This window comes from Pseudomonas cistanchae, from assembly GCF_054483635.1.
Window position 1 is genome coordinate 399470 of record NZ_JBTLWN010000002.1, and the last position, 15599, is coordinate 415068.

The window sequence follows — 15599 nt, forward strand, 5'->3', positions numbered from 1 at the left end:
TCGGTAATTTATATCAAATTAGTAGATCAGTTAACCGCTGTTTTTACCGTGGAACGGGGCTCCAGTAGATAACGCTCGCGGTCATAGGCGAGGTAGTACTTGTTTACGCTGTTGACGTAGCTCACCACGCCCATGCCGACCTGCTCCATGGCGATGCGCTCGACCTGGAAAAACCACTGATTGGGATTCAAACCGCGCCGCCGCGCCTCCGCGCGCATGCTCTGCACGCGCTGCGGACCCAGGTTGTATCCGGCCAGGGTGAACGCCATCCGCTCACGCTCGTTGAGCTGGGCACTGTTGAAGAAGTTGCGGCGAATGGCAGCCAGGTACTTGGCACTGGCGAGCACGTTGTTTTCCAGCGCGGCGATATCGCCAACGCCCACGCTGCGGGCCGCGGCCGGGGTGATCTGCATCAAACCGGTGGCGCCACCGCTGCCCCGCGCCGCGGGGTTGAGGGTCGATTCCTTGTAAGCCACCGCCGCCAGCGTCAGCCAGTCGAAATCCTGTTGCGCGGCATACCGCTGCAGCACCGGGCGTACCTTTTCCAGACGCCGACGTTCGGTTTGTCCCAAGGGATAGTGCACCTTGTACAGGCGCCGGTAGGCGCGCTGGAAGACGCTGTCCTGGTCCGCTGGTTCGCGATATCCCTTCAAGAACCCATCGACACTGGCGGCCAGCATCGCCGCATCGCGACGGACGTACCAGCGCATATCACCGTCGCTCGCCAGCGGCAGATGACGGTCGAGACGCAGCTTTGGCAGTACCTTGGCCCAACGCTCGGCGATGGGTTGCTCGACGGCCGTCAGGTTGTAGATGCCGGCCTGGACCATTTCCAGCACATCCTCGACCGCCAGGCTCGGGTCAACCCATTCCACGATCACCGGCGGTAACTTGCGCAGCATCAGACGCTGATTGAGCTGGCTCACCGCTTCACCGGCGACGCTGCCGGCCGGCAAAGCCAAGGTGCGCCCCGCCAGTTGCTCAAGGCCCTGGTAATGGCGGTTGCCTTTACGCGCGACGATGATCAAGGGCACGTCGCGGCGAATGGCGGTGCTCGCGCTGATCGCCTTGCTTCCGCGCACGCTCAGCAGCTCGCCAGGCGCGACCAGATCGCCTTCGCCCCGCTGCAGGGCGCCGAGCAACTGGTCCTTGGCGGTCGGAATGATCTTCAGCTTGAGGGTGCGGCTACCATCGGCGGCATTTCGGTTGAGGTATTGCTCGAATGCACGCAGGCGCCGGTACTCCATGCCGATACTCTGGCCCTTGATTTCCCCGGAGCTGTTGCGGCTCTGGTTGACCAGCACTCGCAATTCGCCGCTGCTGCGAATCCCGGCCAGATCGCGCGTCGCCTTCGGCTGCAGCACTTCTGGCGGGCCGGCCACGCGGGCGCTGGCCGATAACGGCCACAACGCCAGCAAGCACAGTACCAGCAGCAATCGCACCATCAGGCTCCAGAACGGAATCGCAGCCGCGACTGGCGACGATTCGATAGATAGCAACGCACGGTAGCGCCGAGCGCGGGGCGCGGAGGTTCGCACAGCCGGCCCTCAGATGCCAGCGCAGCCGCACAAGCCACATTACAAAACCCCTTTAATTGGCTGTAATTTAAGGCTTTATTGATAATTCAACCGCTCTGCTATGCTGCCCCAAATCTTGCGGCAGGTAGCACCATGCAACTCATCGACATCGGCGTCAATCTGACCCATCCCAGCCTGGTCGACCAGGCACCGGCGTTGCTCTCCCGCGCTTATGCGGCGGGGGTCGTGCAGATGCTGATTACCGGTACCAGCCTGGCCGAAAGCGAACACGCGCTCGCGCAGTGCCGCCAGTTGGATGAGAGCGGACACCGGCTGTTCAGTACCGCCGGGGTACACCCGCACAACGCCAGCAGCTGGAACAGCGAAACCGCCCAGCAACTTAAGGCGCTGCTGAACGAACCATCGGTACGCGCCGTGGGCGAGTGCGGGCTGGACTTCAACCGGGATTTCTCGCCGCGCAGCCAGCAGGAAAAAGCCCTGGAAGGACAACTCGCGCTGGCGGTGGAGCAGCAGCTACCGGTATTTCTCCACGAACGCGACGCCGATCAGCGCCTGCTGGAGATCCTGCGCGACTACCGCGATCAGTTGCCCGCCGCCGTCGTGCACTGCTTCACCGGCGAAAAACGCGCGCTGTTCAGTTACTTGGATATGGGCCTGCATATCGGCATCACCGGCTGGATCTGCGATGAGCGGCGCGGTACCCACCTGCACCCTCTGGTGCGGGAGATACCCGTCGGCCGGCTGATGCTGGAAACCGACTCGCCATTTCTGTTACCGCGCACCCTCAGGCCGAAACCGAAAAACGGACGCAACGAACCGGCCTTCCTGCTCGAGGTATTGCGCGAAGTGGCGGCGCACCGGGGCGAGACCGAAGCTGCCTTGGCGGCCCACACGACCGCTTGCGCGCGCAAATTCTTCGATCTGCCAGAGGTCGCCACGCCTGCCGGCGAAACCGAACGCTAGTACTTCCCTGCGGCGCGATCAGCCGAATACGCTGACCGTTTGCCGGCTGATCGCGATCAATTCACCAGCCGGTGACCACAGCGCTGCGGCGATATGGCCGTAACCGTCGCGGGCATGTTCGATCTGCGCGCGATAGATGCACCAGTCAAGCGTCGTCAGGGCAGTGAGCGGCTGAACAAACTCGATGGTCCAGGTCAGCGAACTACCGGGCGCCGGCGTGCTGAGATGGGGTAACACTGCTGGTGGCCAGGCATCTACCAGAGCCAACAGGTGCGCCTCGTTGACCACCTGCGTCTCGGCTTCGCCGCGCAGCCGCACCCACCCGCCCATTTCCCGCGACTTGTTAGCAGTGAACGGCATCCCGCCAATAGCCCAGCGCATCGCCAGGAAGCGGGTGAACTCAGGGGTGACGTTGGCGATGTAAGGCAACTCCTGGCAATCATCGACGGGCCTGAGCTGCGGTGCAGGCTCGGCCGCCACCTGGATAACCGAGTCGCGCGCCGCACCGAAGCTGCCCTGCATCAGCGTCACCACCTGGCCACCCTGCACCGCACGCCCCAGTACCTGGCTGACGGCCTTGCCCTCACGCAACACCTCGACTTCAAAACTGATCGGCACGTCCGGTGCAGCCGGCCCGACGAAGGTTATCGCCAGCGAGCGTGGCGGACGCTCTGCGGGAACCTTGGCACGCATGGCTTCGTATACCAGGGCCGCCATCAAGCCGCCGAAACTTGCTCTGCCTTGCCCCCAAGCTGGAGGAATCACCACAGCCTGTGGGTGTTCGTTGACGGCCTGGAGCAACTCGGTAAAAGTCATAACTGCCTCAAAAAATAAAAATCTGCGCCGATCTTAGGGGATAGCAGACCGCGCGCGCCAACCGAAGAAGGTGCCGATTCGGCCAATCACGCTGAAAAAAGAACCCGGCGCTGTCGACGCTAAGCAAAGCGCCGCTGCAGTGATTGCAGCGCCTCGTCCGCCTTCCGCTCGGCTTCGCCCAGCGCGCGGCGCCAGGCTTCGACACAGGGCGCCAGGTCCGCGGAGCGCTCTGCCTGTGCCAGCCATTGCAAGTAGTCATGCCAGGTGCCCAAAGCCGACTGTGCCTGTTTCAGGTAGCGCTGATCGGCCGCCGTTGCGTTGACCAGCTGAGGATAGGCTTCGGCGCCATAACGCGCGCGCTTGATCAGCAAACGCACCTGATGGCGATCGTGCGCTGGATCGGCCAGTGCCGCTATCAGTCGACGCTGCTGTTTAGCCAGGCGCTTGCGAATCGATTTATCTAGGCCGCGCAGCTCACCTGCAGCTGTGGCGCGGTGCCAGAGCGGCGGAAACTCATCAAAGGCATTGAGCAGGTTGCTCAGCTGCGCACTGTCAAGGAGCGCGGCGTAGCCTTCGCGCAGGCGCAACTGGCGTGCATCGGCATCCTGATCAACGCCCAGACGCTGCAATTCCGCACTCAACACCTGCAAATCGCGCAGCGGCCCGCTCAGGCGACCCAAGGCGGCTGCATGCTGCTGCAAGCTGACACAGCCTGCCAGATCCCCGATCGGTTTGAGCAGACTGCGCAACTTGCGCAATGCGATCCGCAGGTCGTGCAGTGCTTCACTGTCGGTATCGGCCCGCAGGCGTTCGCAGCAGGCATACACGCGCACCTGTAACTGCAGCACCTGGGCCAATAGATCGTCGTTAAAACGGCTCATTACGGGGCCTCCCTTATGTGCAAAGCAAACACGCTCATTCGTTGTCGACGCGGGTGAAACGCCAAGGCAACGCACGCCGTAGCGCCTTCAGTTGGGTGCGCAGCTGCGCAGGGGTCGGTACCTGACCGGCATACCGCTGCGCTTCGTAGGTATCGGCGAACGCCTTAATCGCCGCTGCCTGAGCGGGCAGCATTGACGCCGCTCGCAATGCATAGGCACGTGGGCCTTCACCAGGCGCGCGACGAATGCCATGGCGGGCCAGGAGCCGTTCAAAATGCTGGAATACTCGCCGTTGCGGATCGCGCTCCCGCTGCCAGGGTTTGAACAGCCAGAGCGCCAGCAGGCTCAACAGCAGCGCACCGCCGCCAACCAGGGAAATCGCCAGCAAGCGCGCGTCGATCCGGCCGAACCAGCGTTGCAGCAGTTCCAGCTGTTGCGCCCCCTGATAGCCGAGCACCCAGCGCTGCCAACCGTAGTTGAGGTTGTCCCAGCTCAGGCGCAACTCGTTCAGCCAGCCGAGCTGCCGGTAGCGCAATGGCGAGAATGGCGAGTCCTCGAGAAAGCTCTGCTCATCGACCACGGCTTCTTCCAGACCCTGCTCGATCCGTTCCGGCGCCACCTGGAAGGTCGGATCGACGCTGGTCCAGCCCTTCCCGGCTTGCCAGTATTCGACCCAGGCATGGGCATCGAACTGGCGCACCTGCACATAATTACCGCTCGGGTTGAACTCGCCTCCCTGGTAACCCGCCACCACGCGTGCGGGAATGCCCGCGGCGCGTAACACGAAGGTCATTGCGCCTGCGTAGTGAGCGCAGAAGCCGTTACGGGTCTGGAACAGGAAATCATCAATGCTGTTCCGCCCCACCGGTGCCGGGCGCAAGGTGTAGACGTAAGGCTCGCGATTGAAGTGGCCCAGCAGTGCCTGAACCAACTGCTCGGTTTGCGGGTACTGCTGCTTCAGTTGCGACGCCCAGGCGCGACTGCGCGGATCGCCCTCGCCGGGTAATTGCAAGGCATAGCGCAAACCATTGCCCAGACCATCCGGCTGGCGAATGGCGTCCGGCCAGGACGTCACCGAGTAAAGCAATGAACGTTCGACGGGCTGGCGCCGCTGCAGGCGGAAATCGATCATCTGCTGGGTGTTGTCCAGGTTCGTCTGCGCCGTGTCCAGGGCGAACAGCCACCGCTGCGAACTGGGCTGCATGACGACGGAGTAGCGCAGTGGCTCGCCACGTTGCTGCCACGCCGGCGCAGCAGGCACCTGGGCCAATGAAGATTGCGACCAGCGCCGGCCATCGAAATGTTCCAGGGTCAGCGCGCGCCAGTACAACTCGCTGCGTGGCGGAGCCTCGCCGTCGAAACTGGCGCGAAACGCCAGGGCGCTGGAACGGCTCAGCTCGGCGATGTCAGCCGGGGCCATGCTGTCGGATAACCCGGTGACCCCTTGATCATTGTGGATCGGCATCGACCACAACGGCCCCAGCCGCGGGAAGAAGATGAACAGCAACAGCATCAGCGGCAGCGCTTGGAGCATCAGGCTCGCGGCCAGGCGCCCGGTTTGCCAGGGCTGGGTGGCGACGGTGCTTTGCTGCAGACCGATCAAAGCCGCCAGCAACGCCGCAACCGGCAGCAGACTGAACAGCGCAACCAGCATGCTGTCATCGAACAGATAAGCGGTTACGACCGTAAAAAATCCGAGAAAGATCAGCACCAGAGCGTCGCGACGGCTGCGCATCTCGAGCAACTTCAGCGTGAATGCGCACACCAGCAACACCACGCCCGCATCCAGGCCGATCAAGCTGCCGCGCGAGAAAAACACGCCTACTGCGGCGCCCAGCATCAGCCCGCCCTTGACCCACGCATTCGGGTACGCCGCGCGCATGCGGAAAATCTGCACCCGCCAGGCCGCGCAGCCCAGCCACAAGCCGATCACCCACAGCGGCAGGTGAATCAGGTGCGGGGCGATGACCAATACCTGAGCGACCAGCAACCAGGTCAGGCTGATACGCGGAATGGCGGCCTGGCTCATGCTGCGCTACCGAAAAGCGCCAGAGCGCGCAGGCAGGCATCACGGTGCGCGTCGCCGCTGTCCGGCGGCAACACGCAGCCCGGCACGCTCAAGGCGAACGGCTGCTGCCGTTCGGACAGTTGCAGCACCCAATGGCAGAGCAACGACAGACGCATTTCGGTATCGCCATCCAGCGCCTCGAAATCCAGCCACAGGTCGCGCCCACTGAGGCTGGCAAAATCCTTGACCAGCAAACCCTGGCCGCGGGAATAGGCTTTCCAGTGCAGGCGCTTCTTAGAGTCGCCAGGCTGATAGCTTTTCAGGCCCTGAAAATCATCGGCGCCGCGGCCATGGGCGCGGCCGCCCTGCTCTTCCTGGTCATCGCTATGGCCTGCTGCCAGCGGCAGCTCGCCTTCGAGCGGGCGCGGATAGACCAGCAATGCCTGGTCGAGATCGACCCAGCTCCACGCGACCAGTATGCCCAACGGAAAACGACTCTCGACCCGCATGCGTCCAGGCCGCAACCAGCCACGCCGCAACGCCGGCACACTCAGCTCGCATTGGCTGATTCCGCGTGCAGGCACATCCACAACCTGCAACGGCTCCGGCGGCCAGCCTAAAGCGATGGCTTGGTGGGCGCGCGCCAGGCTTTCCAGACGAACCCGAAAGCGCCCCTGCTCGCCGACGAATACCGCCCCCGAGCCCCCACCCTTGAGCACCAGGCCGGCCAGATTCCGATAGGTGTGCAGGATCGCCACGACGAATACCGACGCCAGTAAAAACGTCAGGCCATAGGCCAGGCTGTTCTGGTAATTGATCGCCGCCAACAGCATCAGGATCAGGGCTACGCCGAAGGCCGCTCCGACCAGGCTGGGAATGATGAAAATCTTGCGCTGGCTCAGGCGAATGCTGGAGGCAGCCGGAATTCGCCGAGATAACCAGCGCCCCCAGCGCACCTGGAGCATTGACTTCAAAGCGCCGGCACCTCGCGCAGCAGCCATTGCACCAGCGTGCCGCCACCGTGTCCGGTCGGGTCCGCCCGTTCACGTAGACGATGACCGACCACCGACGGGAGGACCGCCTGCACATCTTCGGGGATCACGTAATCGCGATGGTCGAGGAACGCCCAGGCGCGCGCGGCGGCGAGCAATGCCAGGCTGGCTCGGGGCGACAGGCCCCAGGCGAATTGCGGCTGGCTTCGGGTGGCCTCGACCAGACGCAGAACGTAGTCAACCAGCGCATCGCTGGCACGCACCTTCGGAACCTCGGCCTGGATCAGCGCCAGCTCGCGGTGATCGAGCAGCGGCTCCAGACGCGGCAGCAACGAGCGGCGCGAATCGCCGAGGAGCAGGGCCTTCTCGGCAGCCATGCCTGGATAACCGAGGGACAGGCGCATCAGGAAACGGTCCAGTTGCGACTCAGGCAAGGCAAAGGTGCCGCCCTGGCTGACCGGGTTCTGCGTGGCGATGACAAAAAATGGCTCGGGCAGCGGCCGGGTGGCGCCTTCGATGGTGACCTGACCCTCCTCCATGGCCTCAAGCAGCGCACTCTGGCTTTTCGGCGTCGCGCGATTGATCTCATCAGCCAGCACCAGTTCGGCAAAGATCGGCCCGGGGTGAAACACGAACTGCCCGGTGTCCTTGTCGAACACCGAAGTGCCGAGAATATCGCCGGGCAACAGGTCGGAGGTGAACTGGATACGCTGGAAACTCAGCCCCAGTACCTTGGCCAAGGCATGGCTCAGAGTGGTCTTGCCCATGCCAGGCAAATCTTCAATCAGCAGATGACCGCGTGCCAGCAGACAGGTCACTGCCAGCCTGACCTGGCCCTCCTTGCCGAGCACCACCTGATTTACCACCTGCAGAACGTCGTCGAGTTTGCTCACCGCTGTCTCTCCTTGGCTATTGCGCGATGCTACTGGCAGCCGGGAGTACGGCAAAGGCTTGCTAAACCTTTGCTGACAAATAAGCCGATGGAAAACAGCTAGGACTGGCAGAAACGTGATGCGCTCTTTAACGAAGCCGGTGGTGCGTTAGACCGGCCGCTGCAGGTCGAAACGTTCGCGGGTGCGGGCATAGGCCGTACCGCCCAGTCGCCCGATCAGGTCGAGCTTGCCGGCATCGATGCGCCCTTCAGGCGTCAGCACCTGCTCGTCGATATGGGCAAGCAGCACCTCGGCAAAGATCAGGTGGCAGGTCGGCGCTGCGGCTGGGTAAGGCTGTATCTGCGCGACCTTGCATTCGAAGGCAACGGCGGCGCCTGTCACCCGCCGCGGCTTGACCTTGAGCGATGGCGCGCTGGCGATGCCGCAGCGCTCGAACTCGCTGACGCCATGGGGCAACACCGCCGCCGTGGCATTCATCGCCTCAGCGTGGGCGAAGTCGACCAGGTGAATGACCAGCTCCCCCGTGGCCTGAACGTTGCGCAGCGTGTCCTTGAGGCTGCCGTCATCGCGTATGCCGACGTTGACCATCAACGTCGGCGGCTGATCGCTGATCACCTGGAAGAAGCTGAAGGGCGCCAGGTTGGCGGCGCCTTCTGCCGACAGGCTCGACACCCAGGCAATCGGCCGCGGCGTGACTGTGGCCGCGAGCCAGCGATAGCATTCCAGCGGGCTGAGCTGACTGAAATCCAGCTGCATTAGCGGCCTGCACGCGATTCGCGGATGTAGAAGCGCGCTTTTTCAGCCTTGGCCGCGCAGCCACGGAACGCTTCAAATTGCTGCTGAGTCTTGGCGCCGGTCATCAGCGACAGCGCCTTGGAATAACTCACCGTACCGGCAAATCCCTCGGCTTTGGCTAGGTCGAGCTCGCGCCAGGCGGCGTCCAGCTGGTTTGCGCAATTGTCGCGGTAAGCGGTTTTGCCTGCACAACCGGCCAGAACCAGCACCATCATCGGTATAACGATCAACGCTTTCATTGTTCACTCCTAATGAAGACAACCCGTGAGTCTGTTGGATACGCCAACGGCATTAAAGTGCCATGACTCACGCGACACGTCGCTGGCGTAGAAACTCGATTACCGCGCCCTGCTCGCCAACGAACTCGATGCGGCCGGCCTTGTTCTCGCGCTGGAACACATACATCGGATCGTAGTACTCCACCAGCAGCGCCTCTATCCAGCCGCGATGGGTATCGACCTTGCCGCTGTCGGCCTGCTCCAGCAGCGCCTGCTCCATGATCGCGGCCAGCCGCTGATAACGCTCGCCACCCAGCCGCTTGAGAATATTCGCCAGACTTTGTTGCAGACGTTCGGCGAACAGACAAAAGCCGGTTTGTGCGCCGAACAGGGCAATGAATTCCGCGCTAAGGTCAACGACGTAATCCTTGAGAATCCGCTCGACCCGACTCTCCAGGCTGTCTTCCAGCCACACCAGCGGGAAGCTCTGCATGCCGTTGTAAAGGCTGAGCGGCAACGAGCATTTGCCGATGATCCGGCCCTCGTCTTCGAGCACGAAGCTGCGCGTGCCGGTCGCGCGCTTTTTCAGGATATCCACGGCCAGCGCGTTTTCGAAGTCGATCTGCGCCGGCTGCAGGGTCGCACGCTTGCCGAAGCTGGAACCGCGATGGTTGGCGTAGCCTTCAAGGTCCAGGCTATGGGCCAACTGAGCGATCACCTCAGTCTTGCCAGTGCCGGTCATCCCGCCCACCAGAATGAAATCGCACTGCTCGACCGCCTGCTCGGTGGTCTCCAGCAGGAACGTGCGCATCGCCTTGTAGCCACCGATAACCCGCGGGTAATCGATGCCGGCCTCGCTCTTCAGCCACTGCTGGACGATCTGCGAGCGTAAGCCGCCACGAAAGCAGTACAGATAACCGTGGGGGTTGGCCTTGGCGAACGCGGCCCAGGCCTCCACCCGCTGAGCCTTGGTCGTCCCGGACACCAACTGGTGGCCCAATTCGATAGCCGCCTGCTGACCGCGCTGTTTGTAGCAGGTGCCGACCTTCTGCCGTTCGAGGTCGTCCATCAGCGGCAGGTTCACCACCCCCGGAAATGCGCCCTTGGCGAATTCCACCGGCGCGCGCGCGTCCATCATGGGCGCATCGCTGAGAAACAGCTGGCGATAATCGCTGGTGTTGTCGCGCATCAGAGCACCTCGACCGCATGGGTCTGGCGCTCGAGCAGCCGGCCGATAGGTTCCAGGATAAGGCCCAGTTCGGCCGCTACCGCGAGAAACTCCGCATTGCCCGCCTCGCTCACCGCGACCAGCAAGCCACCGCTGGTCTGTGGGTCGCAGAGCAGTTGCTTGTGCAGCTCGGACAGCGGTCCGATCTTCTCGCCGTAGCTGTCGAAGTTGCGCAAGGTGCCGCCGGGCACGCAGCCCAGCTCCAGGTAATAGTCGACACCGGGCAGGCGCGGCACCTTGGCGAACTCGATACGCGCGGTCAGGCCACTGCCGTCGGCCATCTCGACCAGGTGACCGAGCAGGCCGAAACCGGTGACGTCGGTCATCGCCGTGACGCCAGCCAGCTTGCCGAAGCGGCTGCCCGGCTTGTTCAGGGTGCACATCCAGTCCCGCGCCAGGCCGACGTCTTCGGCGCGCAGCTTGGCCTTCTTCTCGGCCGTGGTGAGAATGCCGATCCCCAGGGGCTTGGTCAGATAAAGCGTGCAGCCGGCTGTCGCGGTGTCGTTGCGTTTCATGTGCTGCTTGTTGACCAGCCCGGTCACCGCCAGACCGAAGATCGGTTCAGGCGCGTCGATGGAATGCCCGCCCGCCAGGGGAATGCCGGCCTCATCGCAGACCGAACGACCGCCGCGGATCACCTCACGCGCGACCTCTGGCGCTAGCAGATTGATCGGCCAGCCGAGAATGGCGATCGCCATCAGCGGGTCGCCGCCCATGGCATAGATATCGCTGATGGCGTTAGTGGCGGCAATGCGGCCGAAGTCGAACGGGTCATCGACGATCGGCATGAAAAAATCAGTGGTCGAGACCACGCCGCGCTCCTCGTCGATGGCGTAAACCGCCGCATCGTCGCGCGAGGCGTTGCCGACCCAAAGTTTCGGGTCGAGATGCTGCGCGCCGCTGCCCGCCAGTATCACCTCCAGCACCTTGGGGGAAATCTTGCAGCCGCAGCCCGCACCGTGGCTGTACTGGGTCAAACGAATCGGCTCACTCATGACATCGCTCTATATCGCTTCAGCAAGCCGCGGATTCTAGCAAACCACAGCTTGGCGCCGGGCATTGCTGCGCGTATGTTCCTGCGCTAACTAAATCGTGAGGGGTGGCTTGATGAGCAAGCGCGTTGCGCTGGTATTGGGCTCCGGCGGTGCGCGGGGCTATGCGCATATCGGGGTGATCGAAGAACTCGAAGCACGTGGCTATGACATCGCCTGTATCGCCGGCTGCTCCATGGGTGCGGTGGTCGGCGGCATCTACGCCGCCGGCAAGCTCGATGAATACCGCGACTGGACCCAGAGCCTGGATTACCTCGATGTGTTGCGCTTGCTGGATGTGAGTTTCCGGCTCGGCGCCATTCGCGGGGAAAAGGTCTTCGGCAAGATTCGCGAGATCGTCGGCGAAATCACCATCGAAGAGCTGGCCATCCCCTTTACTGCGGTGGCCACTGACCTCACCAATCAGCAGGAAATCTGGTTCCAGGAAGGCTGCCTGCACCAGGCCATGCGTGCCTCGGCGGCGATCCCCAGCCTGTTTACCCCGGTGGTGCAAGGCAAGCGCATGCTGGTCGATGGCGGCCTGCTCAACCCGCTGCCGATCGTGCCGGTGGTATCGGCCCATTGCGACCTGATCATCGCGGTCAACCTAAACGCCACCAACCCGAAGCATTACCCACTGCCGATCATCGAACGGCCGCCGGCGCTCAAGGGCCGCTTCGACCTACTGATGAGCTCCCTCGGTTCGCACCTGCCCTCGTTCCGCCGCAAGAGTGGCGAAGACGACGAACTGCTGCTGCTCGACGATCAGTCGAACGCCATGGTTGCCGAGGCCATGAACCCCTGGCAGCAACAGCCGCGGCCAGGCGCCGATGCCGATGCGGTACCCAAGTCCGCCAGCGGCTCGCGGATCGCCGACCTCAGCGGGCCGGCGTCGCTGCTGGAGCTGATCAACCAGAGCTTCGAAGTGATGCAGACCTCATTGGCGCAATACAAGATCGCCGGTTATCCGCCGGATATCCTGATTAACGTGCCCAAGCGGGTGTGCCGCTTCTTCGAGTTCTACAAGGCGCCGGAGCTGATCATGCTGGGCCGGCAGATCGCCAGCGACACGCTGGACAAGTACGAGCGTGGCGAAGGCTGAACGGGGTCAGCGCCTGAAGCAAAACGGCCAACCCACCGCTCACGCGGACAGGTTGGCCGTTCTGCTTTAACTCTCGGTAGTGACAGAAGCGTTACTGCTGCTGGCTTTCGCCTGCTTCCTCGTCCAATGTCCCCATATCCGGCGCTTCCATATCCAGGGCTTCCATGTCGAGCGACGGGTCAGCGTACGGAGTCGCGTCACCCATGCCACCCATCCCGGCCATGCCGCCACCGCTGCTCAGCACCACGGCAACGAACTCATCGACAGTCATCTTCTTGTCGTTGAAGGTCACCTGGTCATTGGCGTAATGCACGCTCGATACAATGTTTTCGCCCTGTACCGTGGCAAGCTCGGTGGCCGTCGCCATGCCGCTGGCCATCTCAGACATCATCGCCGCCTGCTGGGCGATCGCCTCCTTGTCCGTCTCGCCCGCGAGGGCTGCCTGGACGCCGACCACGTCGGCAATCATCGGCTTGGACACCATCAGCCTGGCGTCAAGTTGCGCGATCAGCTGCTTGGCCAGTTCCGGTGCTGGCAGTTCGAAGGACTCCGGCTTGTTCAGGTCCAGTGCCAGGCTGAAACTGCTCTCGCCATTGGCGGTCTTGAATGCGAGTTTCTCCAACGCCAGGCCCGGTTTGCCCGCCAGGAGTTTTTCCAGATTGGTTTTGAACAGCGCGGTCTGCTCCTCGGTCAGCTCCGGCATGCCGCTCTCGCTGTCGACGTTGCCGCTCTGCAGCAGCGTGCCGTACAGCTCGATCAGCGACTGCAGCGCTGCCGCATCGAGGTTCTTCACGGTCCAGAGCATCTGCGAGGAGCCGATGTCCTGGCCCTGGTAGCTGATCATGCCGACGTCATAGCTGTAGCGCGCCGACAGCTGCTGGTTGCTTTCACTGGTCTCGTCACGCTGAACGAAGTCTTTGAGCACGACGGGCGCGCCCTCGCCGAGCTGCAGGTCAATGGCCTGCAAGCGCAGTTCATTCTTGCCCAGATACAGGTCACTGGTGCCCTTGTGCAGATCGCTGTCGAGGCTCAGGCCCTTGAACTCGACATTCATGCTTTCGCCGCTGGTGAGCACGGAGCTGATCTTGAGGTTGCCCATGGCACCCGTGGCTTCGATCGACTCGGCGTCGGCGCTGCTGCTGAAGTCGATATTCAGGCCGCTAAAGTCGAGCGTGGTTTGTTCATCGACGCTGGTTTTCAGCGGTTGAATCTGCAGGTCACCGCTGAGCGAGCGGTTGTAGCCGAGGCTCACCTGGCCATGCAATGGCGACTCGCCGTTGCTGGCGGCGAACAGTTTCTCCAGCTCGGGGCTCTGCTCCAGCGCGTAGTTGCTAGTGGCCATGACCGGCATCAGCTTGAACGCCTTGAGCCGCGACAGCGGGAACGGACCGTGCTCGATGTGATCGCTTACCACCCACTGCATGGCAGTCGGCGACTGGCCATCCGCTGCGGCGCTGAAATGAATGCGGTAACGGGCGTCGGAGCTGAACAGGTTGCGTTCCAGCGACAGCAGCTCGATGGACATGCTGACGCCCAGCGCAGGCAGCGATTTGCCCATCTGTGCATTGGCCTGCTGGATCGATGCGTCGAGCACCGTCGGGAGTTGTTTGCCGGTGTACCAGGCGCCGGCCGTACCGATTGCACCCAATGCCACGATGACGCCTGCAGCGATGCCTGCTGATTTGCTCATAGATAACTCGCATTTTCCGTAGTGATGGAGGGTCTTCCCTGCGTCCGCAGTATCAAGCGTGCGGACCGAGACGGGCCGGCATTTACTGCCGCCACCCGGCTTCGGCTGCCCAGCAGCCAAAAAAGCCGGCCAAGGCTACCACCGCCTGGGCGCGGCGGCCACGCTATTGCCATCGCGCGATGCGCCGATGCCAACCCGGTCAAACAACGGCAACGGTTCAGGGCTGCGCCATTGCGACACCCTGCAACCGCGCCGAGTACGTGACTGCGCTACGGCTCTCGGCCGATCTCGGTGATGACGTGCTTGGAGGTCGCGGGCGCGCGGCTGACCCAATCGTTCAGCAAGCTATAGGCCACGGCCAGTAGGGTCGGGCCGAGGAACAGGCCCATGAAGCCGAATGCCAGGATTCCGCCGAATACCCCCAGCAGCACGACGATCAGCGGCAGGTTGCCGCCACGGCTGATCAGGTACGGCTTGAGGATGTTGTCCACGCCGCTGATCACGAACAGGCCCCAGACGCCGAGGAAGATCGCCATGCCCACCTCGCCCTGCCACACCAGCCAGGCCACGGCGGGCGCCCATACCAGCGGCGGCACCATGATCAGACTGAAGCCAAAGGTCATGATGCCCAGCACCAGGGCTCCTGGCACGCCGGCGATGGCAAAACCGATCCAGGCCAGGATCGCCTGCGCGACCGCCGTGCCGATCACACCGTTGACCACCCGCTGCACGGTACCGGCCACCAGCTCCAGATAGTGGTCGGCACGATCATCGATCAGGCGCTCCAGCAGGCTCCTGGCGAAGGCTGCCAGACGCGGTCCATCCCGGTAGAAGAAAAACACCAGGATGAGGCTGAGCGCGAGCTCTATGATGCCGCCGCCGATCTGTGCGCTACGGGCCAGCAGCCAGTTACCGACCTGGCCGAGATAGGGCCGCAAGGTGGCGAATAGCGCAGTGCCTTCCTGATTCAGCGTTACCCAGAAACCCACCAGGCGCTCGCCAACCAGGGGCACGCCGGCCAGCCAGCTCGGCGGCGGCGGCAGGCCGTCGACCTGAAAATCCTTGAGCATGGCCGTGAGGTCCTTGATGTGGTCGGCCAGGTTGAACCCGAGCATCACCAGTGGCACCGCGACCAGCACCGTCCAGCCCAGGGTCAGCAGGCCCGCCGCGGTCGCTTGCCGACCGCCGAGCAGACGCGTCAGCAGGCGCATTACCGGCCAGCTGGCGAACGACAGCACCGCCGCCCAAAACAGCGCCGACCAGAATGGCGCGAGCACCCAGAGACTGGCGCCAAGAAGCCCGAGGAGCAGGATTTGCACCAACAAGCGGTCGTTATTGAGCATTCATGCAGCTCCAGACAGGAAAACGACAAGAGGCTCTGTGTGTCGCACAGAGCCTCAGGAGAAAGAGTGAGTAAAGATGCCTGGCCAGAGCCGCTGCCGGC

The 15599-nt window shown here is 63.1% G+C and carries 14 protein-coding genes; 2 read left to right on the forward strand and 12 right to left on the reverse strand.

Annotated features, from left to right (window positions below; genetic code table 11):
- Positions 1-26: 26 nt before the first annotated feature.
- Positions 27-1445: an MltF family protein gene (locus ACX0MV_RS08710; protein ID WP_458982102.1), complete on the reverse strand. Its 1419-nt coding sequence runs from the start codon at positions 1443-1445 to the stop codon at positions 27-29.
- A 225-nt stretch (positions 1446-1670) separates the two neighbouring features.
- On the opposite strand from ACX0MV_RS08710, the gene ACX0MV_RS08715 reads away from it, so the two are divergent.
- A complete protein-coding gene (locus ACX0MV_RS08715; protein WP_458982103.1) occupies positions 1671-2501 on the forward strand; it encodes a TatD family hydrolase in 831 nt (276 codons plus the stop codon).
- An 18-nt stretch (positions 2502-2519) separates the two neighbouring features.
- On the opposite strand, the gene ACX0MV_RS08720 is transcribed toward ACX0MV_RS08715, so the two are convergent.
- The 9 genes from ACX0MV_RS08720 to selD form a co-directional block, all read right to left on the reverse strand.
- On the reverse strand, positions 2520-3317 hold the full coding sequence (locus ACX0MV_RS08720) for an acyl-CoA thioesterase (RefSeq protein ID WP_458982104.1): 798 nt from the start codon (positions 3315-3317) through the stop codon (positions 2520-2522).
- Between the two features lie 119 nt (positions 3318-3436).
- Complete coding sequence (locus tag ACX0MV_RS08725) at positions 3437-4198, reverse strand: CHAD domain-containing protein (RefSeq protein WP_458982105.1); 762 nt, start codon at positions 4196-4198, stop codon at positions 3437-3439.
- A 34-nt stretch (positions 4199-4232) separates the two neighbouring features.
- Positions 4233-6227 carry a transglutaminase TgpA family protein gene (locus tag ACX0MV_RS08730; RefSeq protein ID WP_458982106.1) on the reverse strand — a complete coding sequence of 665 codons (1995 nt, stop codon included), beginning with the start codon at positions 6225-6227 and terminating at the stop codon, positions 4233-4235.
- Positions 6224-7171, reverse strand: a complete 948-nt coding sequence (locus ACX0MV_RS08735) for a DUF58 domain-containing protein (protein WP_458982345.1) — start codon at positions 7169-7171, stop codon at positions 6224-6226. The genes ACX0MV_RS08730 and ACX0MV_RS08735 overlap by 4 nt, the downstream gene beginning before the upstream one ends.
- 5 nt (positions 7172-7176) lie before the next feature.
- Positions 7177-8091 (reverse strand): AAA family ATPase, encoded by a 915-nt coding sequence (locus tag ACX0MV_RS08740; RefSeq protein WP_458982107.1) that lies wholly within the window; start codon positions 8089-8091, stop codon positions 7177-7179.
- Between the two features lie 147 nt (positions 8092-8238).
- On the reverse strand, positions 8239-8847 hold the full coding sequence (locus tag ACX0MV_RS08745) for a flavin reductase family protein (RefSeq protein ID WP_458982108.1): 609 nt from the start codon (positions 8845-8847) through the stop codon (positions 8239-8241).
- Entirely contained in the window at positions 8847-9125 is a 279-nt protein-coding gene (locus tag ACX0MV_RS08750; RefSeq protein WP_458982109.1) for a hypothetical protein, read from the reverse strand. Before ACX0MV_RS08750 ends, ACX0MV_RS08745 begins: the two co-directional genes overlap by 1 nt.
- Positions 9126-9192: 67 nt before the next feature.
- Positions 9193-10293 (reverse strand): tRNA 2-selenouridine(34) synthase MnmH, encoded by a 1101-nt coding sequence (gene mnmH, locus ACX0MV_RS08755; RefSeq protein ID WP_458982110.1) that lies wholly within the window; start codon positions 10291-10293, stop codon positions 9193-9195.
- Positions 10293-11327: a selenide, water dikinase SelD gene (selD, locus tag ACX0MV_RS08760; protein ID WP_458982111.1), complete on the reverse strand. Its 1035-nt coding sequence runs from the start codon at positions 11325-11327 to the stop codon at positions 10293-10295. Before selD ends, mnmH begins: the two co-directional genes overlap by 1 nt.
- A gap of 112 nt (positions 11328-11439) precedes the next feature.
- On the opposite strand from selD, the gene ACX0MV_RS08765 reads away from it, so the two are divergent.
- Positions 11440-12465 (forward strand): patatin-like phospholipase family protein, encoded by a 1026-nt coding sequence (locus tag ACX0MV_RS08765; RefSeq protein ID WP_458982112.1) that lies wholly within the window; start codon positions 11440-11442, stop codon positions 12463-12465.
- Between the two features lie 91 nt (positions 12466-12556).
- On the opposite strand, the gene ACX0MV_RS08770 is transcribed toward ACX0MV_RS08765, so the two are convergent.
- Together ACX0MV_RS08770 and ACX0MV_RS08775 are read right to left on the reverse strand one after the other, a co-directional pair.
- A complete protein-coding gene (locus ACX0MV_RS08770; RefSeq protein WP_458982113.1) occupies positions 12557-14155 on the reverse strand; it encodes a YdgA family protein in 1599 nt (532 codons plus the stop codon).
- A 269-nt stretch (positions 14156-14424) separates the two neighbouring features.
- Positions 14425-15498: an AI-2E family transporter gene (locus ACX0MV_RS08775; protein WP_458982114.1), complete on the reverse strand. Its 1074-nt coding sequence runs from the start codon at positions 15496-15498 to the stop codon at positions 14425-14427.
- Positions 15499-15599 lie beyond the last annotated feature (101 nt).